Here is a 22,188-nt window from a genome sequence, read left to right as displayed (position 1 = left end):
CACAAGGACGCGTTTTCCGCCAAAGGTCTGGTACCGATGCCCAAATCAGCAAACCGCTTTCCGCGCCTGCCACGCATCCCTGCGGCCGATCCCCAGGAATCGGAGCTGGCCTGGCAGAACGCTCCCCAGCTGCTGGCCGCGCTCAACGGCGCGCGCCTGGGCGCCTGGCTGTGGGACATCGAAAGTGGCCGGGTGAGCTGGTCACGGGGCACCCAGGCACTGTTCGGCTTCGATCCGCAGCGCCCGCTACCCAACGACGTCGACTACCTGGACTTGCTTCCCGAGGAAGACCGCGCCCGCACCCGCCAGGCATTCCAGGCCGTGGTCAACGGCGAGCCAGTGGAACAGGCCATGCGCCACCGCATCCGCTGGCCCGATGGCAGCGTGCACTGGCTGGAGATCAACGGCAGCCTGACCCACGATCCCCACGGCCGGCCACAGATGATCGGGGTCATTCGCGAGATCACCCGCCAGCGCGAGCGGGAATCCGCGCTGATCAATTCGGAAAAGCGCTTCGCCACCCTGTTCCACCTCAGCCCCAACGCCATCCTCCTGACCCGCCGCCACGACGGCATGATCATCGAGGTCAACCAGCATTTCGAGCACATGTTCGGCTGGCCGGGCGCCCAGGTGGTCGGCAAGACCAGCCTGGAGCTGGGTTTGTGGGTCAATCCCGAGCAGCGCCACCTGGTGATGGACGCCACCCGCGCCGGTAGCGGCCCATTGACCTTGGAGGTGCAGTTCCGCGCCACCAGCGGCAAGATCCACGACGGCATCCTCTGCACCCAGGGCATCGAACTCGAAGGCGTCACCTACCTGATCAGCACCTTCGTCGATACCACCGAGCGCAAACGCGCCGAGCAGGCGCTCAAGGACAGCCAGGAGCGCCTCGACCTGGCCCTGGACTCGGCCCAGCTCGGCACCTGGGATTGGCACATCCCCAGCGGCATGCTCTATGGCTCGGCCCGCGCCGCCCAGCTGCACGGGCTGGACCCGGTACCTTTCCACGAATCGTTCGAGGCCTTCTTCGAAGGCGTGCCCGAGCACGAGCGCAGCGCCATGCGCCAGGCCTATCGCAGCCTGCGTGAGGGGCCGGCAGGCAACTACCAGATCACCTACCGCGTGCAGCTGGACAACGGCGCCTCGCGCTATATCGAAAGCCGCGCCCGACTGTACCGCGACGACCACGGCAATCCCCTGCGCATGGCCGGTACCCTGCTCGACATCACCGATCAGGTCGAACGCGAACAGCGCCTGAGCGCCTCGGAAGAAAAATTCGCCAGCCTGTTCCAGGTCAGCCCCGACCCGATCTGCGTGACCCGCCAGGACACCGGCCAGTTCATCGAGATCAACCCGGCCTTCAGCCAGACCTTCGGCTGGAACCCGGAGCAGATCCTCGGCCAGACCGCCGAGGAGATCGGCCTGTGGGCCGAATCGGCCGAACGCGCCCAGCGCATCGAGCGGGTGATCCGCGACCAGGCCCTGAGCAATGTGGCGGTGGTGGTCAACCACCGCAACGGCACGCCGCTGACCTGCGTGATCTCGAGCCGCCTGATCAGTGTCGACAGCCAGCCTTGCAGCGTCACCACGCTGCGCGACATCACCCAGCAGCAACGCGCCGAGGCGGCGCTCAAGTCCAGCGAAGAAAAATTCGCCAAGGCATTCCACTCCAGCCCCGACGCCATCACCATCACCGAACGCCAGAGCGGGCGCTACGTGGAGGTCAACGACGGCTTCAGCCGGCTGACCGGCTACAGCCCCGAGGAAGTGGTGGGTCGCACGGTCTACGAAATCGGCATCTGGGCCGATGAAAAACAGCGTGCCGCCCTGCTCAACGAGCTGCGCGAGCGCGGCCGGGTGCATCACCGTGAGATGCTCGGGCGCAACAAACGTGGCGACATCCTCACGGTGGAGGTCTCGGTGGAGCCGATCAGCCTCAACGAAACCGACTGCCTGCTACTCACCGCCCGCGATGTCAGCCTGCTGAAGAATGCCCAGGCGCAAATCCGCCACCTGGCCTACCACGACCCGCTGACCAACCTGCCCAACCGCGCCCTGCTGATGGACCGCCTGAGCCAGCAGATCGCGCTGCTCAAGCGCCACAACCTGCGCGGCGCGCTGCTGTTCCTCGACCTCGATCACTTCAAGCACATCAACGACTCCCTCGGCCATCCGGTAGGCGACACGGTGCTAAAGATCATCACCGCCCGCCTCGAGGCCAGCGTGCGCCTGGAGGACACCGTGGCGCGCCTGGGCGGCGACGAGTTCGTGGTACTGCTCAGCGGCCTGGAGGGCAGCCGCGAGGTGGTGGAAAGCCGGGTTCGCGAACTGGCCGACACCTTGCGTGAGCTGCTGGCTGAGCCAATGTCGCTGGACGGGCAGCGCCTGCAGGTGACACCGAGCATCGGCGTGGCCCTGATCCCCGACCATGGCACCACCCCCGCCGATCTGCTCAAACGCGCCGACATTGCCCTGTATCGGGCCAAGGACTCAGGACGCAACGCCACCCAGCTGTTCCACACCACCATGCAGAAGGCCGCCAGCGAGCGCCTGCGCATGGAAAGCGACCTACGCCTGGCGCTGGCCCGGGGTGAACTGGCCCTGCACTTCCAGCCCCAGGTCGATGCCCGCGACAACCGCATCGTCGGCGCCGAGGTGCTGCTGCGCTGGCACCATCCGCAGTTGGGCCAGCAACCGCCGGCGCAGTTCATCCAGGTGCTGGAGGAAAGCGGCCTGATCCTCGAAGTCGGCAGCTGGATCCTCGACGAGGCCTGCGATGCCTGCTCGCACATGCTCGCGGACGGCCTGATCGACGCCGACGACTTCAGCCTGTGTGTCAACATCAGCCCGCGGCAGTTCCGCCAGAACGACTTCGTCGAGCGGGTCCTGCGCAGCCTCGACGACTACCGCCTGCCGCGGCGCATGCTGACGCTGGAGATCACCGAAGGCATCGTCATCCAAAACCTGGAGGACACCATCAGCAAGATGCGCGAACTCAAGGGCTACGGCGTGAGCTTCGCCATGGACGACTTCGGCACGGGGTATTCCTCGCTCACCTACCTCAAGCGCCTGCCGGTGGACGCGCTGAAGATCGACCAGACCTTCGTGCGCGACGCGCCGGTCGACCCCAACGACGCCGAGATCGTCCGCGCCATCGTCGCCATGGCACGCAGCCTGGAACTGGCGGTGATTGCCGAAGGCGTGGAGCTGACCGAGCAGCTGGAGTTCCTTGAGCGGCTGGGTTGCCACCTTTACCAGGGCTATCTGCACAGCCGACCGCTGCCGTTGCCGGAGTTCCGTCAGATGCTGCTGGAGGCGCCGGCGGATTACTGAACTGGCCTGGTAACAGTTCACGCATGGCGTGGGAGCGGGCTTGCCCCGCGATTGCGGTATGAGACCCAGCATTGCAATCGCGGGACAAGCCCGCTCCCACGCCAGTCAAAGGGCATTCATCCCCGGCACAAAGCAGAAAGGGCACCCGAAGGTGCCCTTTCTTTCATCCCGCCGAACTCAGTTCAGCGCCGGCTTTTCGCCGTTGATCGGGATGCGCTTGGCCTTGGCTTCTTCCGGCACAATGCGCAGCAGTTCGATGCTGAGCAGGCCGTTGGCCAGGCCCGCGCCCTTGACCTCGATATGGTCGGCCAGGCGGAACGACAGCTTGAAGGCGCGCTGGGCAATGCCCTGGTGCAGGAAGGTGACGCCTTCGCTGGCGTTGTCGCGCTTGCCGCCGGTCACGGTCAGGACGCCTTTTTCGACTTGCAGGTCGAGGTCCTGTTCCTGGAAGCCGGCCGCGGCCACCACGATGCGATAGTGGTCATCGCCATGCTTTTCCACGTTGTAGGGCGGGTAGCTGCTACCGGCCTCGTTACGGGCGGCGGCTTCGAACAGGTCGTTGAAACGGTCGAAACCGACGGAGTTGCGGAAAAGCGGTGCAAGAGAGAAAGCGGTAGTCATGGTCATTAACTCCTGAGATTCAGCAAGTAAAGTCACTACGCGACCCGACTTCGGCATCGCGTACTCAAGAGATAGGTCCTGGCAAAAGGCTTTCAAGGGCTGGCATGAAAAAATTTTCGACTGGGTATGGTTTCGTGGGAGCGGGCTTGCCCCGCGAAAGCGCCGACTCAGGCGACACAAGCCTCAACGGCGCGCATCTTCACGCCCAGCAACTCACTGATCCGCTGGCAGTCATCCTCTCGACGCAACTCAGCGAACAGCGCCACCGCCTCGGGATAGCCACGGGTCAACATCGCCAGCCACTGCTTCATTCGCCCCGGCGCGTAGCGCGGCGACAGCTTGTCCTGGGCCTGGCGCCAGAACTCGCGCAGCAGTGGCAGCAACTCATCCCAGCTCATCGGCTGGTACTCGACGCCATCGCGGGCCGCGGCGATCTGCAGCGCCAGGTCCGGGCGCGACACCAGCCCGCGCCCCAGCATGATGTCCTTGGCACCGCTGACTTCGCGGCAGCGCCGCCAGTCGTCGACCGTCCAGATCTCGCCATTGGCGAACACCGGCACCGCGACCACATCCTGCACCCGCGCCACCCACTCCCAATGGGCCGGCGGCTTGTAGCCCTCGACCTTGGTCCGCGCATGCACCACCAGGTGCGCCGAGCCGCCTTCGGCCAGCGCCCTGGCGCAGTCCAGCGCGCCGTCGGGGCTGTCGTAGCCCAGGCGCATCTTCGAGGTCACCGGGATATGCGCCGGCACCGCGCGCCGCACCTCGCGGACAATGGCATGCAGCAGCTCGGGCTCCTTGAGCAGCACCGCCCCGCCCCGAGACTTGTTGACGGTCTTGGCCGGGCAGCCGAAGTTCAGGTCGATGACCGGCGCGCCCAGCTCGCAGGCCAGGGCCGCATTTTCAGCCAGGCACACCGGATCCGAGCCGAGCAATTGCACGCGCATCGGCACGCCGGCGGCGGTGCGCGCGCCCTGGCGCAGTTCCGGCGCCAGCTTGTCGAACGACGACGCCGGCAGCAGGCGGTCGCAGACGCGGATGAACTCGGTGACGCACCAATCGATGCCGCCCACCCGGGTCAGGACGTCGCGCAGGATGTTGTCGACCAGCCCCTCCATCGGGGCCAGGGCAATTTGCATTTCAGGGTCTCGCCACGCAAAAGGCGGCAGTCTAGCAAAAAAACGCCGCGCTTCAGCGGCCGGTCAGCGCCGGACCGTAACCATCGAGGAATTGCGCCGGCATGCGCTTGGGCTTGCCGCTGGACAGCTCGATGCAGGCGAAGGTGGTCTGCGCCCGCAGCAAGGTGACGCCGTCACTCGGACGCTTGAGCTGGAAGCGCCGGGTCATGCGCAGGCGCTGGTCCCAGTCGACGATCCAGGTGGCCAGCTGCAGCTCGTCGTCCTCATAGGCGGCGGCGAGGTAGTCGATTTCATGGCGGACCACCGCCATCGCCCGGTCCAGCCGGCGATACTCGGCCAGGTCCAGCCCCAGGCGCTGGGAATGGCGCCAGGCACAGCGCTCAAGCCAGGTGACATAGACGGCGTTGTTGGCGTGACCGAGGCCGTCGATGTCCTCGCTGCCGACGCGTAGGTCGATGATGAATGGTGCTGCCAGATCCCAGCTCATGCCCGCTCCCGGTGTTCAGTGACCGGGCAGAGTGTAACGGATGCTCAGGCGCTTTGCCGCGCGCGTTGGCTGGAGCGCGCCAGCAGCTCCATCACCGCCTCGCCCAGGCGCGGGTCGGCCAACACCCGCTGATGGCCGCCCTCTTCCAGCAGCAGCAAGCGGCTGTCGAACCAGGCTTGGTGAATTACCGGCGCCTCGCCGGCCGGCACCACCGGATCGTCCTCGGCATGCACCACCAGGCCCGGCACATCCAGCTGATAGCCACTGACATCCAGGCGCGCCACCTGCACGCCAACATCCCGCTCCACCTGACGGATGAATGCGGCCCTGGCCCGGGCCGGCAGGCCAAGACGCCGGGCGAAGCCACGCAGCACGCCAAGCAGGCGTGCCGGCGCGGCGATGCTGACTGCCGCATCGGTGCGCAGCCCCCATTGCAGGGCCAGCAACAGGCTGGCGCCGCCCATGGAGTGGCCAATCACCGCCCGCAACGGCGGCAGCTCGGCGGCGGCCTCCAGCAAAGCGCGAGCGAACGCCACCACATGCGCCTGCTCGCCGGGCGAGCGCCCATGGGCCGGCCCTTCCAGCGACACCACGGTGTGGCCGCTGTCGACCAGCCGCTCGATCAACGCCGCGAACTGGGTCGGGCGCCCTTCCCAGCCATGCATCAGCAACACCGTCGGCCCCTGCCCCCAGCGCAGCGCCGACAGCCCGAAACGCAGGGTGATGCGCTCGGCGCGGGCCAGCAGCGGCAGCTCCCAGGGTTTGGGCGGCAAGGCGCGCGGCGTCATGAAGGCACGGCGCATCTTGCCGGCGACATGCTCGGGGACCAGGTGGCCGAGAGTGCCATTGACGCCACGAATCCAGCTCAGGGTAGTCATCGCCTTGCTCCAGGGTCAGGTTGCTCAGATCACCGCCGACTTGGCGGCGCGCAGGATACGGTCGGACAGTTCGCCATCGCCCAGGGCACGGGCCACAGCCAGGCCACCCACCATCAGGGCGAAATCGGCGAGCGCCTTGTCGATGTCTTCGGGTCGATCGACCATCTGTGCGGTCATCAACTCGATGTGTTCGGCCAACACATTGCGAAACGCCTCCGGCAGGCGTTGCATCTCGCTCAGTGCATTGGGAATCGGGCACGCCTGCACCTCGGAATCACGGTGCTTGCGCGACAGGTAGAAAGCCGCCACCAGGGCCCGGCGCTCGGCGCCGTCAAGGGCGGGATCGAGCTGGGCGAGCAAGGCGCGGCGCTCGCCGAGCAACTGGCTGAACGCCTCGAGCATGAGCTCGTCCTTGCTGTCGAAGTGGGCATAGAAGCCGCCGACCGTCAGCCCCGCGGCGCCCATGACCTGGCTGACGCTCGGCTCGGCCGGCCCCTGTTGCACCAGCGCGCTGCGGGCGGCATCGAGGATGCGTTCGCGAGTCTTGCTCTTCTTGTCGCTCATGGCTCACCTCAAAACATTATGGTCATCATATTATATTCATAATATTTTCTGGCAAGCGGAATCTACGGCCATTGATCGGCGCAGCGACAGTTTTCGGGAGGCAGAAAAAACAAAAGGCCCATTCAATAATCGAATGAGCCTTATAAGTCCTGCAAAACGCAGGTAAAAAAATTGGCGTCCCCTAGGGGACTCGAACCCCTGTTACCGCCGTGAAAGGGCGGTGTCCTAGGCCACTAGACGAAGGGGACTTTAACCTTCGTGCCGACTCGCTGCTGCGAATCGTGGCAAATTGGTGGAGCTAAGCGGGATCGAACCGCTGACCTCCTGCATGCCATGCAGGCGCTCTCCCAGCTGAGCTATAGCCCCGAGTAAAACAAATAACTCACCGATCTGGATGATGAGCTATTCAACGCCCGCAAACGCGGGTAAAAGTGGCGTCCCCTAGGGGACTCGAACCCCTGTTACCGCCGTGAAAGGGCGGTGTCCTAGGCCACTAGACGAAGGGGACGTAACCTTCGTGCCGACCCGCTTTCGCGAATCGCGGCAAAATTGGTGGAGCTAAGCGGGATCGAACCGCTGACCTCCTGCATGCCATGCAGGCGCTCTCCCAGCTGAGCTATAGCCCCGGATTTCTAGCCTCGCGGCCCAGCGACATTTTAAACATCGCTTGTGTGAAACTGGCGTCCCCTAGGGGACTCGAACCCCTGTTACCGCCGTGAAAGGGCGGTGTCCTAGGCCACTAGACGAAGGGGACGAACCTTCTTACCTTCAAGACCCGTTTGCTGTAACCGGTCTTGCCTGACGGCCTTGGCCATCAGTCGGAATTTGGTGGAGCTAAGCGGGATCGAACCGCTGACCTCCTGCATGCCATGCAGGCGCTCTCCCAGCTGAGCTATAGCCCCACAATGTCGCTTTGAACCGAAGCGCTGGCTGGGTGCCTGGCGTTTCGTTTTCGTTCATCGCTGTGGACGGGGCGCATATTAAGATCGGATTGCAGGGCTGTCAAACGAATTTTTGAAAATATTCAAAATTTTTTTCACAGATAACAATCACTTACCGCCCTGCCCTGCTGCTACCGATTACTTGGCCGCGAGGGAAATGCCTGTGGGAGCGGCCTTGCGTCGCGAAAGGGCCGCACAGCGGCCCCGGCGATTATTGCGTGGAAGCTAAATTCGCGGGACCGCGTTGCGGTCCTTTCGCGACGCAAGGCCGCTCCCACAAGGTTCAGCGACCGCCTTCAGTACGCCATCAGGCGATATTCGCCAGCAGCTTCTCCCACTCCTTGTTTTCCTTCTTCGACACGCCACCGAGCAGGTCGATGGCCTGGCGCAGGCGGTAGCGGGTCAGGTCGGGACCGAGGATTTCCATGGCGTCGAGCACCGACACCGAGCTGGCCTGGCCGGTGATGGCGGCGAACATCAGCGGCATGGCATCGCGCAACTTGAACTCCAGCGACTCGACCACGGCCTGGATACAGCCGGTGATGCGGTCCTTTTCCCACTGACGCAGGCTTTCCAGCTTCCACAGGATCAGCTGCATCACCTGGCGTACCTGATCGGCCGACAGCTTCTTGCTCTCGAACAGCTTGGCGTCGAGCTTGAGCGCGCCCTCGAAGAAAAAGCCTCCCAACGGGGCAACCTGGCTGAAGGTCTCGACCCGGCCTTGCACGTGCGGGGCGATCTTCATCATGTAGTCGCTATTGAACGCCCACTTCTGCACGCGCGCGGCGAACTCTTCCACCGGCAGCTCACGCAGCCACTGGCCGTTCAGCCAAGACAGCTTCTCGATGTCGAAGATCGGACCGCCCAGGGAGATGCGCGACAGGTCGAAGTGCTCGACCATCTCGGCCAGCGAGAACTTCTCGCGCTCGTCCGGCATCGACCAGCCCATGCGGCCCAGGTAGTTGAGCATGGCTTCAGGCATGAAGCCCATGCGCTCGTAGAAGGTCACCGAGGTCGGGTTCTTGCGCTTGGACAGCTTGCTCTTGTCGGGGTTGCGCAAAAGCGGCATGTAGCACAGCTTGGGCTGTTCCCAGCCGAAGTACTCGTACAGCTTGATCAGCTTGGGCGCCGACGGCAGCCACTCTTCGCCGCGCAGCACGTGGGTGATGCCCATCAGGTGGTCGTCGACCACGTTGGCCAGGAAGTAAGTCGGCAGGCCGTCGTTCTTCATCAGCACCTGCATGTCCATGCGGTCCCACGGAATCTCGACATCGCCACGGAGCATGTCCGGCACGACGCAGACGCCTTCGCTCGGCACCTTCATGCGGATCACATGCGGCTCGCCAGCGGCCAGGCGGCGCTGCACTTCCTCGTCGCTCAGCAGCAGGGCGCGGCCATCGTAGCGCGGGGTTTCGCCGCGGGCCATCTGCTCGGCACGCATCTGCTCCAGCTCTTCGGCGGTGCAGAAGCAGTAGAAGGCGTGGCCGGCGTCGACCAGTTGCTTGGCGTACTTGGCGTAGATCTCGCCACGCTCGCTCTGCCGGTATGGACCGTGCGGGCCGCCCACGTCCGGGCCTTCGTTCCACTCGATGCCGAGCCAGCGCAGGGCGTCGAAGATCTGCTGCTCGGACTCGCGGGTGGAGCGCAACTGGTCGGTGTCTTCGATCCGCAGGATGAACTCACCGCCGTGCTGCTTGGCGAAGCAGTAGTTGAACAGGGCGATGTAGGCGGTGCCGACATGGGGGTCGCCGGTGGGCGATGGCGCGATACGCGTGCGAACGGTGGTCATGGAGAGTCTCGAACAAAGAGAAACAAAGGCGGGATGTTAGCAGGGAGCAGGTACCGGGCTCCAGCAATGGCGCGATCGTCACTTGTGAGGGGACTGCCGAGCGCTGTTAAATTTGCTTACATTCTCGCAACGACAGCCTCCCATGCCCACTCCACTCAAACGCCGCCTGCTGGTCTTCATCTCCCTGGTGCTGCTGGTCGGCCTCGCCTTCCTGGCCCACTGGTACTTCAAGGGGCGCTTCTTTGAGAGCACCGACAACGCCTATGTCCAAGGCGAGATCACCCGCATCTCCAGCCAGCTGGGCGCGCGCATCGAAGAGGTGCGGGTCGAGGACAACCAGCACGTGCGCAAGGGCGACCTTTTGGTGCGCCTGGAAGCCGCCGACTTCGAACTGGCCGTCGAGCGCGCCCGCGCGGCCCTGGCCACCCGCGAGGCGGAACTGGCCCAGGCGCGTAGCCGCCTGACCCAGCAAGGCAGCCTGATCGCGGCCGGTCAGGCCCAGGTGGCCGCCAGCCAGGCCACCCTCGACCGCTCGCAGTTGGACCTCAACCGTGCCCAGGCCCTGCGCAAGCCCGGCTTCGTCTCCGAAGAGCGGGTCACCACTTTGTCGGCGGAAAGCCATGTCGCCCGCTCGCAGGTAGACAAGGCCCAGGCTGACCTCAAGGGCCAGCGCCAGCAGGTCGATGCCCTGAACGCCGAACTCAAACGCCTCGATGCGCAAATCGCCAATGCCCGCGCCGACCTGGCCCAGGCCGAGCTGAACCTGACCCGCTGCGCGATTCACGCGCCGATCAGCGGCACCATCGGCCAGCGCAACGCCCGCAACGGCCAGGTGGTGCAGGCCGGCGCCTACCTGTTGTCGATCGTCCCCGACGAGGACATCTGGGTACAGGCCAATTTCAAGGAAACCCAGATCGGAAGGATGCACCCCGGGCAGCACGCCGAACTGCGGTTCGACAGCTACCCCGATACCCCGATCGAAGGCCGCGTGAACAGCCTGTTTGCCGCTTCCGGCGCGCAGTTCAGCCTGTTGCCGCCAGACAACGCCACCGGCAACTTCACCAAGGTGGTGCAGCGCATTCCGGTCAAGCTGACCTTCGCCGCCGACAACCCGCTGCATGGGCGCATCCGCCCGGGCATGTCGGTCACCGCCACGGTCGACCTGCGCGATGGGGATACCGATGGCCGGTGACGCGCCGCTGCGCCCCACCGCGGAGCCGACCCGGCGCGACTGGATCGCGGTGATGAGCGTGATGCTCGGCGCCTTCATGGCGGTGCTGGACATCCAGATCACCAACTCTTCGCTCAAGGACATCCAGGGCGCGCTGTCGGCGACCCTGGAAGAAGGCTCGTGGATCTCCACCTCCTACCTGGTGGCCGAGATCATCATGATCCCGCTGACCGCCTGGCTGGTGCAGCTGCTCTCGGCCCGGCGCCTGGCGGTGTGGGTGTCGCTGGGCTTCCTGGTGTCGTCGCTGCTGTGCTCGATGGCCTGGAACCTCGAGAGCATGATCGTGTTCCGCGCCCTGCAGGGTTTCAGCGGTGGCGCGCTGATCCCGCTGGCGTTCACCCTGACCCTGATCAAGCTGCCCGAACACCACCGCGCCAAGGGCATGGCCATGTTCGCCATGACCGCCACCTTCGCCCCCTCCATCGGCCCGACCCTGGGCGGCTGGCTGACCGAGAACTGGGGCTGGGAGTACATCTTCTACATCAACATCCCGCCGGGGCTGGTGATGATCGCCGGCCTGCTCTACGGGCTGGAGAAGAAGGAAGCGCACTGGGAACTGCTCAAGAGCACCGACTACGCCGGCATCGTCACTCTTGGCCTGGGCCTGGGCTGTCTGCAGGTGTTTCTCGAGGAGGGGCATCGCAAGGACTGGCTGGAGTCGAACCTGATTGTCAGCCTGGGCAGCGTCGCCCTGCTCAGCCTGATCCTGTTCGTGATCCTGCAGTTCTCCCGCCCGCACCCGCTGATCAACCTGCGAATCCTCGGCAACCGCAACTTCGGCCTGTCGAGCATCGCCAGCCTGGGCATGGGCGTCGGCCTGTACGGGTCGATCTACTTGCTGCCGCTGTACCTGGCGCAGATCCAGGGCTACAACGCCCTGCAGATCGGCGAGGTGATCATGTGGATGGGCGTGCCACAGCTGTTCCTGATCCCGCTGGTGCCGCAGCTGATGAAGGTGATCCCGCCCAAGGTGCTGTGCGCCCTGGGTTTTTGCCTGTTCGGCGCGGCCAGTTTTGGCTCCGGGGTGCTCAACCCGGACTTCGCCGGGCCGCAGTTCAACCAGATCCAGGTGATTCGCGCCCTTGGCCAACCGATGATCATGGTGACCATCTCACTGATTGCCACGGCCTATATCCAGCCCCAGGACGCGGGCTCGGCGTCGAGCCTGTTCAACATCCTGCGCAACTTGGGCGGCGCCATCGGCATCGCCTTGCTGGCGACGCTGCTGGATGCGCGGACCAAGGAATACTTCGACTACCTGCGCGAGGCGGTGGTGCCGAACAATCCGCAGGTGGCGGAGCGTCTGGCGCAGTTGGCGGAGCGGCTGGGCAGCGAAAACGCGGCGCTGGGCAAGCTGTCGGAGATCACCCACCAGCAGGCCTTGATCATGGCCTACAACGATGCCTTTCATTTTGTCGGGATCGGGCTGGCGGTGAGCATGTTGGCGGTGCTGCTGACGCGCACATTGCCGCAGGGGTTGAAGGCGGGTGAGGCGCATTGATCGAGTCACGCCTTGACCTGTAGGAGCAACTGTCTTGCTCAACTGCTAAAGCTAGCGCGATCCCTGTGGGAGCGTAGCCCGAAGGGCTGGGCAATCTCCTACAGTGATTGCGTAGGGCTTTAGCTGGCCAACAGGCGCTCGCGCAGCTTGCCGATTTCGTCGCGCAACTGCGCGGCGGCCTCGAACTCCAGATCGCGGGCGAACTGGAACATCTTTTCTTCCAGCTGCTTGATGCGCTTGGTGATCTGCGCCGGGGTCTGCAGCTCGGCCTCGTAGCGCTCGGCCTCCTCCGCCGCCTTGGCCATGCCCTTGCGCTTCTTGCTCCGCGCTCCCGGCACCGTGGCGCCTTCCATGATGTCGGTGATGTCCTTGACCACGCCCTTGGGCACGATGCCATTGGCTTCGTTGAACGCCACCTGCTTGGCCCGACGCCGCTCGGTCTCGTCGATGGCCCGCTGCATGGAGCCGGTGATGTTGTCGGCGTAGAGGATCGCCTTGCCGTTGAGGTTGCGCGCGGCACGACCGATGGTCTGGATCAGCGAGCGCTCGGAACGCAGGAAGCCCTCCTTGTCGGCATCGAGGATCGCCACCAGCGACACCTCGGGCATGTCCAGGCCCTCGCGCAGCAGGTTGATCCCCACCAGCACGTCGAAGGTGCCCAGGCGCAGGTCGCGGATGATCTCGACCCGCTCGACGGTGTCGATATCCGAGTGCAGGTAGCGCACCCGCACATCGTGGTCGGCCAGGTAATCGGTGAGGTCCTCGGCCATGCGCTTGGTCAGCGTGGTGGCCAGCACCCGCTCGCCCACGGCCACGCGCTTGCCGATCTCCGACAACAGGTCGTCCACCTGGGTCAACGCCGGGCGCACCTCGACCTGCGGATCGACCAGGCCGGTCGGCCGCACCACCTGCTCCACCACCCGCCCGGCGTGCTCGGCCTCGTAGGGGCCGGGCGTGGCGGAGACGAAGATGGTCTGCGGGCTGACCGCCTCCCATTCGTCGAAGCGCATCGGCCGGTTGTCCAGTGCCGACGGCAGGCGGAAGCCATACTCCACCAGGGTTTCCTTGCGCGAGCGATCGCCCTTGTACATGGCGCCGACCTGGGGAACGCTGACGTGGGATTCGTCGATCACCAGCAGCGCGTCATCGGGCAGGTAGTCGTAGAGCGTGGGCGGCGGCGCGCCGGCCGGGCGTCCGGAGAGGTAGCGCGAGTAGTTCTCGATGCCATTGCAGTAGCCCAGCTCGAGGATCATCTCCAGGTCGAAGCGGGTGCGCTGCTCCAGGCGCTGGGCCTCCACCAGCTTGTTGTGCGAATTCAGGTACTCCAGGCGCTCCTTGAGCTCCTCCTTGATCCCGTCCACGGCCTCGACCAGGGTTTCCCGCGGGGTCACGTAGTGGCTCTTGGGGTAGAAGGTGAACCGCGGCAGCTTGCGAATCACCTCGCCGGTCAGCGGGTCGAAGGCGGCGATGTTCTCCACCTCGTCGTCGAACAGCTCGATGCGGATCGCCTCCAGGTCCGATTCGGCCGGGAAGATGTCGATCACGTCGCCACGCACGCGGAAGGTGGCACGGGCGAAGTCCATCTCGTTGCGGGTGTACTGCAGGTCGGCCAGGCGCCGCAGCAGGGCGCGCTGATCGAGTTTGTCGCCGCGGTCGACGTGCAGGACCATTTTCAGGTAGGTCTCAGGACTGCCCAGGCCGTAAATGCACGAGACGGTGGTGACGATAATCGCGTCGCGCCGCTCCAGCAGCGCCTTGGTCGCCGACAGGCGCATCTGCTCGATGTGATCGTTGATCGACGCGTCCTTCTCGATGAAGGTGTCCGACGACGGCACATAGGCTTCGGGCTGGTAGTAGTCGTAGTAGGAGACGAAGTACTCCACCGCGTTGTTCGGGAAGAACGCCTTGAACTCGCCGTACAACTGCGCAGCCAGGGTCTTGTTCGGCGCCAGCACCATGGTCGGGCGCTGCACCTGCTGGATGACGTTGGCGATGCTGAAGGTCTTGCCCGAGCCGGTGACCCCGAGCAGGGTCTGGTGCGACAGGCCCGCGTCGATGCCCTCGACCATCTGGCGAATGGCCTCGGGCTGGTCGCCGGCCGGCTGGAATCGGGTGACGAGCTGGAACTCGGACATGACGGACCTCGTGGATGTCGCGGCAACTGTAAATTTAGCCAGTAGTCTATACCCAAATGCGCGCCCTGGGCGCGGCATTCAAGGCCGACGTGTGAACGTTCATGTCAATGGACCGGGCAATTCGACCAATGGTCGAAAAATATTTGCGCAAACAGCCGGAAAAGCTGCGCCAGACTGTCGCAGTGACCGGTCGGTATCACTATACTGACTCCCCGTTTGCGCACCGCTTCAGTGCCTTCGGCTGGAGCGTGGCGACCCCTATCACTCTCCTATCAGAGCCAAGGTAACAATGAGCCTGTTTTCCGCTGTCGAGCTGGCACCCCGCGACCCTATCCTGGGCCTCAACGAAGCATTCAACGCCGACCCACGCACCGACAAGGTGAACCTGGGCGTGGGCGTCTACTGCAATGAGGAAGGCCGCATCCCGCTGCTGCGCGCGGTGATCGAGGCCGAGACCGCCCGTGCCGCCCAGCACGCCTCCCGCGGCTACCTGCCGATCGACGGCATCGCCCAGTACGACCAGGCCGTGCAGAAGCTGATCTTCGGCGCCGAGTCGCCGCTGCTGGCCGCCGGCCGCGTGGTCACCGTGCAGGCCGTGGGCGGCACCGGCGCGCTGAAGATCGGCGCCGACTTCCTCAAGCGTCTGCAGCCGGGCGCCGTGGTGGCCATCAGCGATCCGAGCTGGGAAAACCACCGTGCCCTGTTCGAGAGCGCCGGCTTCCCGGTACAGACCTACCGTTACTACGATGCCGCCAGCCACGACGTCAACCGCGCCGGCATGCTCGAGGACCTGAACAAACTGCCAGCCGGCTCGGTCATCGTCCTGCACGCCTGCTGCCACAATCCAACCGGTGTCGACCTGTCGCTGGACGACTGGAAGAATGTCCTGGAAGTGGTCAAGGCCAAGGGCCACATCCCGTTCCTGGACATGGCCTACCAGGGCTTCGGTGCCGGCATCGACGAAGACGCCTTCGCCGTGCGCCTGTTCGCCGAATCGGGCCTGGAGTTCTTCGTATCCAGCTCGTTCTCCAAGTCGTTCTCGCTGTATGGCGAGCGCGTCGGCGCGCTGTCGATCGTCACCGCCTCGAAAGACGAAAGCACCCGCGTGCTGTCGCAGGTCAAGCGCGTGATCCGCACCACCTACTCCAACCCGCCGACCCACGGCGCCAGCATCGTCGCCGCCGTGCTCAACAGCCCCGAGCTGCGCCAGATGTGGGAAACCGAGCTGGCCGAGATGCGCGAGCGCATCCACGGCATGCGCAAGCAGATGGTCGAGCTGCTGGCCGAATACGGCGCCAAGCGCGACTTCAGCTTTGTCGGTCGCCAGTGCGGCATGTTCTCCTACTCGGGCCTGACCGTGGAGCAAGTGGCGCGCCTGAAGAACGAGTTCGGCATCTACGCCCTGGACACCGGCCGCATCGCGGTCGCCGCCCTGAACCAGAGCAACATTCACGTGGTCACCAAGGCCATCGTCGAAGTGCTGTAACTGCTTGATTGTCTTGGGGGAAGCTTGACTTCCCCCGGGCAATCGGTAAGATACGCGCAGATTCCGCGATAGCTCAGTCGGTAGAGCAAATGACTGTTAATCATTGGGTCCCTGGTTCGAGTCCAGGTCGCGGAGCCAAATACTGAAAACCTCCAGATGCGCAAGCACTGGAGGTTTTTTATTGCCTGCGATTCAGGGCTTGGGCAAGGGCTCGGTCACCGGCTTGCCCTCCTCCACCAGGCTCCAGACCAGCAGCTTGGCCGGCGCGCGCTTGCTGGCATTGCGCGACACGCTGTGCACGGTGCCCGGCGCCTCGTACCAGAACTCGCCGGCCTGGTAGGTTTTCTCCGGCTCGTCGTTGAGTTTGGAGGTCACCGCTCCTTCCAATACATAGGCCATGACCGCTCCCGGATGCTGGTGGGCGGGCGACGCCTGGCCGGGGCCATAGCTGACCATGAGCATTACAGCTCTCTTGCCTGGGGCATTGGTCGGGAGCTGCTCCTGCAGAATCCTGACCTGATCGGGTTTCTCGCCGTGGGCCCAGGCAGGTGACAGTAGTGCGAGCAGGCTTGACGTCAACAGCACAACGGCTAGATGGATGAATCGCATGGGGCTTCTCCTGAGGGATATCTACCTGCAGGTTAAGCCCAGGTTTGTGAGCGGCAAATGGCCAATTCGCGGGAAAAACGGGAGGCCGATTGGGGAATCACACCCTCAGTAAATGAATGCGGAAGTGTCAGATTTTTTGTGTGCGGGCCGGTAACGGCCTGCCGTCAGGCAGGCCCTGACTTTCACCAGGTCGGCCTGATGAACCGATCTCCGTACAAAATCGCGAATTGATTCATCGCACTTTTCCAATCATGCGCCGCTGAGCCCCAGTTCGCCGTGATGTTTCGCAGCCCCAGCCAGATCAGCTTGGTAGCTGCATCATCGTTCGGGAAATGGCCTCGGGTCTTGATGATCTTGCGCAGCTGGGCATTGATACTCTCGATGGCGTTGGTGGTGTAGATCACTTTCCGGATGGCTGGTGGGAAGACAAAGAAGGGAATCACTCGATCCCAGGCGCGTCTCCAGGCCGCAACGACCGTTGGATACTGCTTGCCCCAGGGCCCGTTTTCAAACTCATCGAGTGCCTGCTCAGCCGCTTCGGCGTTGATGGCCTGGTAGATCGGCTTGAGCGCCTTGGCCAGTGCCCGCCGCTTGTCCCAGGCTGCAAAGTCCAGGCTGTTGCGGATCAGGTGCACGATGCACGTCTGCAGCGTCGTCTCTGGAAACACGGCGCTGAGAGCCTCTGGCATGCCTTTGAGGCCATCGGTCACGGCAATCAGCACATCCTCGACACCACGTGTCTTGAGATCGTTAAAGACCTTCATCCAGAACTTCGCACCCTCGGTGTTCTCGATCCAGATGCCCAAGATATCGCGCGTCCCGTCGGGTAGAACGCCCAGCGCCAAGTAAATGGCCTTGTTGCGCACCAAGCCTTCTTCGCGGATCTTCACCCGCAGTGCATCGAAGAAAATGACCGGGTACATGGGCTCCAGTGGCCGCTGCTGCCACGCGCCAATTTCTTCCATGACCTCGTCTGTCACAGAGCTGATGAAGTCGGGTGAGACCTCTGTTCCATACTGCTCGGACAGAAAGGCTCGGATCTCTCTGACCGTCATGCCACGGGCGTACATGGCGATGATCTTGTCATCGAAACCGGTGTACCGCCGCTCATGCTTGGGGATGAGAATGGGCGCAAAACTGCCGTCTCGGTCACGAGGAATTTCCAGCCGCAGCGGGCCATCGCCGGTCAAAACCGTCTTGCCACTCTTGCCGTTACGCTGGTTGGTTTCATCCTCTGGGCGCTGCGCGCCCGGCGGATAACCCAGGTGGTGGCCAAGTTCGGCGTGCAGAGCGCGTTCGATCAAGGCCTTCTTGAACGCCGCAGAGGCATCCTCGATAGCCTCTGCGGTCACGGCATTTTTCAAGGTAGTTGTCGCGTCAACCGTCTAACTATGCCGCCATTTTCTCGTTCTGTTGCTCTCGATCCGGGTTCAACAACACGGTGCCGATCGGTTCCCAGTTACGCGTCCGGCCTGACCACCGCTCCGGTTTGTTTTCCTTGGCTCGTTCGTACAACTCATGTCGCCGGGCCAAGACCTGATGGTCCAGCCCTCGATGCCGCTCAGCCGGTGTGACGAACCGGATGCGGCTATGTCGGTGCTCGTTGTTGTACCACCGCATAAAATTCCTCACCCAAGCCCGAGCAGCATCCAGACTGGCAAAACCATCCAGCGGCCATTGCGGGCAGTATTTCAGCGTTCTAAACAGCGACTCCGAGTAGGGATTGTCGTTGCTCACACGCGGTCGGCCCCGCGAAGGCGTGATGCCCAGGTCGTACATCTTGCTCAGCAGCGTCACCGATTTCATCGGCGCTCCGTTGTCCGAGTGCAGCACCAGCGGTTCGTGTAAACACTGCTCACCGATCACGCTGCGTTGCAGCAGCGCGGCGGCTTTTTCACCGCTTTCCGCGTCGTAGACCTCCCAGCCCACGGCCTTGCGGCTGTAAATATCCTCGATCAGATAGAGGTAGTAATACTTTCCGCGTATCGGCGAGGGCAGATACGTGATGTCCCACGACCACACCTGATTGGGCGCTTTGGCCGCATGCGTTGTCGGTGCTGCGTGCCTTCTGGGCCGCTGGCTGCGGCCTCGATGTTGTTGTTGGCCTGCCGCACGTAGAACGCGATAAAACGTCGCCTCCGACGCCACATAACGCCCTTGATCGGCCAGCCGCGGCACGATCTGGCTCGGCGGCAAGTGGGCGTACTCCGGGCTGTTACACAGCGTCACAATGGTCTGACGCTCGACTTCGCTCAGTGCATTTCGCGGTGTTGGCCGTGTGACAATCGTTCGGGCATCGGCCTGGATAACCTCTGTTTCAGTCCAACGTTGCAAAGTCCGCAGCGATAGACCGATTTCCTGGCACGCCCTGATTTTTCTGGCTCCTGCCGCCACCGCGCTACCCAGCCAGGCAACGATTAACTGGCGCTCTGGCAAAGATGTTAGTTGTCCTCGTTGTCGTTCGTCCCCCAGTAGTCGTTGAGCTTTTTTCGCAGCACCAACAACGCGGCTGTTTCAGCGAGCGCCTTGTCTTTGCGGCGCAGTTCGCGCTCAAGTTCCTGGATGCGTTTCTTGTCCTTGCGAGATTGCTCGCGATCTTCTTTTTGCTGAGCCTTTGTCGATTTCTGGCCGGTGATAAAAGCTTGTCGCCAAGCCGTGATTTGTTCGGGGTAAAGACCTTTGCGGCGGCAATACTCGCCGAGGTCGATCTCGGACAAACCGGCGGCTTCAAGCACGACAGCAAACTTGGTTTCGGCTGACCAGTTCTCGGTCAACGGCTTGTTTTCGGACACTGCATTTCCTTCAGAACTGAGCTGCTTGCGCCAGTTGGACAAAGACATTTCGCTGACCCCTTCGCGCCGGGAAACCTCGGCCATCGACAGGTTCAGCGGGGGAAGCAGCATTTTAAGTAATGCGGCTCTGCGTTCAGGTGAATAGTACGGCACGACCAGTCTCTTTCCGCCCCCGATATGCTTTTTTAGGAAAAATCGGAGAGGCGACAACTATCCTGACACCGGGGGGTCATCAGGCCCTCACCGAACTGCTCCAGCAGCTCTTTGGGGATTTTGGGCAGGTCACGCAAGGGTTTCTTTTTGGTTGGCATACATGCACCTCTTACTCATGTTATGCCCGAACACAAAATTTCTGACACCCTCATGAATGCGCGCACAACGCTTGAAACCACAATCATTCCAGCAACTCAAACAAAAACCACACCCCGCAAATAAAGCGCCCCCCGCCCACTGATAATCACCCGCCCATTCCCCGGCAAATCACACTGCAACTGCCCCTTGCGCCCCCCACCCTGCTCACAGCGCAAGCTGCTCTTGCCCAACCGCTGCGCCCAGTAGGGCGCCAAGGACGTATGCGCCGACCCGGTCACCGGATCTTCATTGACCCCCACCCGAGGCCCAAACCACCGCGTGACGAAATCAAACCCCCGCCCCGCCGCCGTCACCGCAATCCCCCGTACATCAAACGCCGACAACGCCACGAAATCCGGCTTGAGCCCCTCGATCAGCGAGACATCGTCAATCACCAGTACATAATCGTCGGTCCGGTACAACGCCCGAGCCTCACTTAACCCAAGCGCCTCCAACAACCCCGCCGGAATTTCCACGGCCTCCGGCTGCTTGGCCGGGAAATCCATCGCCAGCAGGCCATCGGCATCACGCCGAACCCGCAACTCCCCGCTACGGGTATTGAACCGCAACACCTCGGCCTGCTCGCCCAACTGCTCGAACAACACCCATGCCGCCGCCAACGTCGCATGCCCACACAGGTCAACCTCCACCGCCGGCGTGAACCAGCGCAGGTCGAACGTTTCACCGTTACGCACGAAGAACGCCGTCTCGGACAGATTGTTCTCTTCAGCAATGCGTTGCAGCACCTCGTCGGGCAGCCACTGCTGCAATGGAATCACCGCTGCGGGATTGCCGCCGAACGGCTCGGATGAAAACGCGTCGACCTGGAAAATCTCAAGTTGCATGTACAAACTCCTCAGGCCCGGCACCGCGCCGGGCGGACTTCAAAAAGGATTCAACCGCGAACCGGCGTCAACACCGGCTCGCCGGCAAAGAATGCCTGCAGGTTACGCAGTACCAGGGCCACGGTATCGCGCGCCGCTTCCGGCGACTGCCCCGCCACATGCGGGGTCAGCACCGTGTTGCCCAGCGCCTTGAGCGCATCGGGCACCGCAGGCTCGTCATCGAACACATCCAGCGCGGCCCCCGCGATCACGCCCCGCTCCAGCGCAGTGACCAACGCCGTGGTATCCACCACGCTGGCCCGGGCAATGTTGACCAGGTACCCCTCGGCGCCCAAGGCCTCCAGTACCGAGCCATCGACCAGATGCCGGGTGCTACTGCCACCCGGCGTCGCGACCACCAGGATGTCCACGGCTTCGGCCAGGTGCAACGGGCTGTCGTACCAGGTGTAGGGCTGGCCCCGACGAGGCGTGCGGCTATGGTAGCTGACGTGCATGTCAAAGCCCTGGCTCGCACGGCGGGCGATGGCTTGGCCGACCGCGCCCAGGCCGATGATGCCCAGCCGCTTGCCGCTGACCGAGGGGCTGATCACCCGGTTCCATTCGCCACGGCGGGTACTGGCATCGGCACGGGGAATATCGCGCAACAGCGCCAGCAGCAGCGCCATGGCGTGGTCGGCGACGGGCCCGGCGTTGGCGCCCGCACCATTGGTGACGGTTATGCCGCGGGCCGCAGCGGCCTCGAGATCGACCTGCTCATAGCCGGCACCGATCACACAGATGATTTGAAGTTGGGTCAGCGTGGCAATTTCGTCAGCCGTGAGGCCCAGCGGGCCACGCGTGAGCACGGCATCAATCTCGCCGGCATGGCGGGCGATGGCGTCGGTGCGCATTTGCGGCGAGGGTGCGCGGATCAGGCGGTAGCCGGCCCGTTCCAAAAGCGGCAGGTAGTCATCGACGGTTTCCACCAGCACCAGGACTGTCTTGCTCATGCCACCCTCCGGTTGAATGCGAAGGGGGATTATGCCAGTTGCTTGCCCTGCGATCAGGTCAACGTTGATTACTGCCCGAACGCCCTGCCCAACCCGCCCGGCACGCCACTGCTGTCAGTGTCCTGCCACGGTCCGTTGGGACTCAGCGACCAGCTCCAGCCATTGTTCCAGCGGTAATAGGTGCGCTGGCGGTAGAAGGTGTTGGGCTGCTTCTCCAGCACATAGACCCCCAGCTTCGGGTCCCAGTGGCTAGCGCCCCCCGGCGGCGGCGCGAAGCTGGCGGAAGTGCGTGGCATCGGCTTGGGTATCGCCGCCGGCTTGCTCGGTTGCGTCCCGGGCTGGCCACCCGGCAAGGGCTTGACCACCGGCCCCTTGTGCGGCGGCGTGGTCTCGATCGGCGGCAGCGGTTCACGCTCCCCGGGCTGATGCACCGTACACGCGGAAAGACCCAGGGCCAGGGAAATCAGGGTCAGGCGGACGGTGCTGTTCATGGGGCT

At 63.7% G+C, this 22,188-nt stretch carries 16 protein-coding genes, 7 tRNA genes and 1 pseudogene; 5 read left to right on the top strand and 19 right to left on the bottom strand.

The features are described 5' to 3' along the window. The first annotated feature begins 36 nt into the window (after positions 1-36). Positions 37-3,333: a PAS domain S-box protein gene (locus tag K5H97_RS08605; RefSeq protein WP_028690429.1), complete on the top strand. Its 3,297-nt coding sequence runs from the start codon at positions 37-39 to the stop codon at positions 3,331-3,333. A 177-nt stretch (positions 3,334-3,510) separates the two neighbouring features. Here K5H97_RS08605 and K5H97_RS08600 read toward each other — a convergent pair whose 3' ends face one another. The 12 genes from K5H97_RS08600 to gltX all read right to left on the bottom strand — a co-directional run bounded on the left by K5H97_RS08600 (position 3,511) and on the right by gltX (position 9,752). After that, complete coding sequence (locus K5H97_RS08600) at positions 3,511-3,954, bottom strand: Hsp20 family protein (RefSeq protein WP_028690428.1); 444 nt, start codon at positions 3,952-3,954, stop codon at positions 3,511-3,513. A 167-nt stretch (positions 3,955-4,121) separates the two neighbouring features. Beyond that, positions 4,122-5,093 carry a tRNA dihydrouridine synthase gene (locus tag K5H97_RS08595; protein ID WP_028690427.1) on the bottom strand — a complete coding sequence of 324 codons (972 nt, stop codon included), beginning with the start codon at positions 5,091-5,093 and terminating at the stop codon, positions 4,122-4,124. 52 nt (positions 5,094-5,145) lie between these two features. After that, positions 5,146-5,580: an acyl-CoA thioesterase gene (locus K5H97_RS08590; protein ID WP_028690426.1), complete on the bottom strand. Its 435-nt coding sequence runs from the start codon at positions 5,578-5,580 to the stop codon at positions 5,146-5,148. Positions 5,581-5,624: 44 nt separating this feature from the next. Next, on the bottom strand, positions 5,625-6,458 hold the full coding sequence (locus tag K5H97_RS08585) for an alpha/beta fold hydrolase (RefSeq protein ID WP_028690425.1): 834 nt from the start codon (positions 6,456-6,458) through the stop codon (positions 5,625-5,627). A 24-nt stretch (positions 6,459-6,482) separates the two neighbouring features. Then, positions 6,483-7,022 (bottom strand): TetR/AcrR family transcriptional regulator, encoded by a 540-nt coding sequence (locus K5H97_RS08580; protein WP_028690424.1) that lies wholly within the window; start codon positions 7,020-7,022, stop codon positions 6,483-6,485. Between the two features lie 172 nt (positions 7,023-7,194). After that, positions 7,195-7,270, bottom strand: a tRNA-Glu gene (locus tag K5H97_RS08575). Between the two features lie 42 nt (positions 7,271-7,312). Next, positions 7,313-7,388 (bottom strand) — tRNA-Ala (locus K5H97_RS08570). A 66-nt stretch (positions 7,389-7,454) separates the two neighbouring features. Continuing rightward, positions 7,455-7,530, bottom strand: a tRNA-Glu gene (locus K5H97_RS08565). Between the two features lie 42 nt (positions 7,531-7,572). Next, positions 7,573-7,648: transfer RNA gene (locus K5H97_RS08560), tRNA-Ala, on the bottom strand. Between the two features lie 52 nt (positions 7,649-7,700). Then, a tRNA-Glu gene (locus K5H97_RS08555) sits at positions 7,701-7,776 on the bottom strand. A 72-nt stretch (positions 7,777-7,848) separates the two neighbouring features. After that, positions 7,849-7,924: transfer RNA gene (locus tag K5H97_RS08550), tRNA-Ala, on the bottom strand. A 346-nt stretch (positions 7,925-8,270) separates the two neighbouring features. Then, positions 8,271-9,752 (bottom strand): glutamate--tRNA ligase, encoded by a 1,482-nt coding sequence (gene gltX, locus K5H97_RS08545; RefSeq protein ID WP_028690423.1) that lies wholly within the window; start codon positions 9,750-9,752, stop codon positions 8,271-8,273. A gap of 142 nt (positions 9,753-9,894) precedes the next feature. On the opposite strand from gltX, the gene K5H97_RS08540 reads away from it, so the two are divergent. Beyond that, on the top strand, positions 9,895-10,944 hold the full coding sequence (locus tag K5H97_RS08540) for an HlyD family secretion protein (protein ID WP_028690422.1): 1,050 nt from the start codon (positions 9,895-9,897) through the stop codon (positions 10,942-10,944). A 49-nt stretch (positions 10,945-10,993) separates the two neighbouring features. Further along, entirely contained in the window at positions 10,994-12,484 is a 1,491-nt protein-coding gene (locus K5H97_RS08535; protein WP_211258414.1) for an MDR family MFS transporter, read from the top strand. Positions 12,485-12,603: 119 nt separating this feature from the next. Here the strand turns inward: K5H97_RS08535 and uvrB are convergent, their stop codons facing one another. After that, positions 12,604-14,619: an excinuclease ABC subunit UvrB gene (uvrB, locus tag K5H97_RS08530; RefSeq protein ID WP_028690420.1), complete on the bottom strand. Its 2,016-nt coding sequence runs from the start codon at positions 14,617-14,619 to the stop codon at positions 12,604-12,606. Positions 14,620-14,908: 289 nt separating this feature from the next. Here uvrB and K5H97_RS08525 point away from each other — a divergent pair, with 289 nt between their 5' ends. Together K5H97_RS08525 and K5H97_RS08520 are read left to right on the top strand one after the other, a co-directional pair. Next, on the top strand, positions 14,909-16,105 hold the full coding sequence (locus K5H97_RS08525) for an amino acid aminotransferase (RefSeq protein WP_028690419.1): 1,197 nt from the start codon (positions 14,909-14,911) through the stop codon (positions 16,103-16,105). A gap of 62 nt (positions 16,106-16,167) precedes the next feature. After that, positions 16,168-16,243 (top strand) — tRNA-Asn (locus K5H97_RS08520). A 54-nt stretch (positions 16,244-16,297) separates the two neighbouring features. On the opposite strand, the gene K5H97_RS08515 is transcribed toward K5H97_RS08520, so the two are convergent. From K5H97_RS08515 to K5H97_RS08490, 6 genes and pseudogenes are all read right to left on the bottom strand, one after another. Continuing rightward, complete coding sequence (locus K5H97_RS08515) at positions 16,298-16,714, bottom strand: cupin domain-containing protein (protein ID WP_028690418.1); 417 nt, start codon at positions 16,712-16,714, stop codon at positions 16,298-16,300. Between the two features lie 182 nt (positions 16,715-16,896). Further along, positions 16,897-18,095: pseudogene (locus K5H97_RS08510) on the bottom strand (IS256 family transposase). Positions 18,096-18,103: 8 nt separating this feature from the next. After that, positions 18,104-19,659, bottom strand: a protein-coding gene (locus K5H97_RS08505) for an IS3 family transposase (protein WP_087149576.1) whose coding sequence is annotated in 2 segments (ribosomal slippage) — positions 18,104-19,197 and positions 19,197-19,659 — 1,557 coding nt in all. Because the reading frame shifts where the segments join, the coding sequence is not laid out codon by codon here. Positions 19,660-19,913: 254 nt separating this feature from the next. Continuing rightward, entirely contained in the window at positions 19,914-20,702 is a 789-nt protein-coding gene (locus K5H97_RS08500; protein WP_028691027.1) for a PhzF family phenazine biosynthesis protein, read from the bottom strand. A gap of 50 nt (positions 20,703-20,752) precedes the next feature. After that, the gene (locus tag K5H97_RS08495) at positions 20,753-21,691 is read right to left on the bottom strand and encodes a 2-hydroxyacid dehydrogenase (RefSeq protein ID WP_028691026.1); all 939 of its coding nucleotides are present in this window, start codon (positions 21,689-21,691) and stop codon (positions 20,753-20,755) included. A 68-nt stretch (positions 21,692-21,759) separates the two neighbouring features. Beyond that, complete coding sequence (locus K5H97_RS08490; RefSeq protein ID WP_028691025.1) at positions 21,760-22,182, bottom strand: hypothetical protein; 423 nt, start codon at positions 22,180-22,182, stop codon at positions 21,760-21,762. Positions 22,183-22,188 lie beyond the last annotated feature (6 nt).

The organism is Pseudomonas mosselii, from assembly GCF_019823065.1.
Taxonomy (GTDB): Bacteria; Pseudomonadota; Gammaproteobacteria; order Pseudomonadales; family Pseudomonadaceae; genus Aquipseudomonas; species Aquipseudomonas mosselii.
This window is presented reverse-complemented; position numbering and strand designations above follow the sequence as displayed.

What these genes read in the sequence shown, in the direction of transcription:
- K5H97_RS08605 (WP_028690429.1), top strand. Translation starts at nt 37, where the DNA reads ATGCCCAAATCAGCAAACCGCTTTCCGCGCCTGCCACGCATCCCTGCG.
- K5H97_RS08600 (WP_028690428.1), bottom strand. Translation starts at nt 3,954, where the DNA reads ATGACTACCGCTTTCTCTCTTGCACCGCTTTTCCGCAACTCCGTCGGT.
- K5H97_RS08595 (WP_028690427.1), bottom strand. Translation starts at nt 5,093, where the DNA reads ATGCAAATTGCCCTGGCCCCGATGGAGGGGCTGGTCGACAACATCCTG.
- K5H97_RS08590 (WP_028690426.1), bottom strand. Translation starts at nt 5,580, where the DNA reads ATGAGCTGGGATCTGGCAGCACCATTCATCATCGACCTACGCGTCGGC.
- K5H97_RS08585 (WP_028690425.1), bottom strand. Translation starts at nt 6,458, where the DNA reads ATGACTACCCTGAGCTGGATTCGTGGCGTCAATGGCACTCTCGGCCAC.
- K5H97_RS08580 (WP_028690424.1), bottom strand. Translation starts at nt 7,022, where the DNA reads ATGAGCGACAAGAAGAGCAAGACTCGCGAACGCATCCTCGATGCCGCC.
- gltX (WP_028690423.1), bottom strand. Translation starts at nt 9,752, where the DNA reads ATGACCACCGTTCGCACGCGTATCGCGCCATCGCCCACCGGCGACCCC.
- K5H97_RS08540 (WP_028690422.1), top strand. Translation starts at nt 9,895, where the DNA reads ATGCCCACTCCACTCAAACGCCGCCTGCTGGTCTTCATCTCCCTGGTG.
- uvrB (WP_028690420.1), bottom strand. Translation starts at nt 14,619, where the DNA reads ATGTCCGAGTTCCAGCTCGTCACCCGATTCCAGCCGGCCGGCGACCAG.
- K5H97_RS08525 (WP_028690419.1), top strand. Translation starts at nt 14,909, where the DNA reads ATGAGCCTGTTTTCCGCTGTCGAGCTGGCACCCCGCGACCCTATCCTG.
- K5H97_RS08515 (WP_028690418.1), bottom strand. Translation starts at nt 16,714, where the DNA reads ATGCGATTCATCCATCTAGCCGTTGTGCTGTTGACGTCAAGCCTGCTC.
- K5H97_RS08500 (WP_028691027.1), bottom strand. Translation starts at nt 20,702, where the DNA reads ATGCAACTTGAGATTTTCCAGGTCGACGCGTTTTCATCCGAGCCGTTC.
- K5H97_RS08495 (WP_028691026.1), bottom strand. Translation starts at nt 21,691, where the DNA reads ATGAGCAAGACAGTCCTGGTGCTGGTGGAAACCGTCGATGACTACCTG.
- K5H97_RS08490 (WP_028691025.1), bottom strand. Translation starts at nt 22,182, where the DNA reads ATGAACAGCACCGTCCGCCTGACCCTGATTTCCCTGGCCCTGGGTCTT.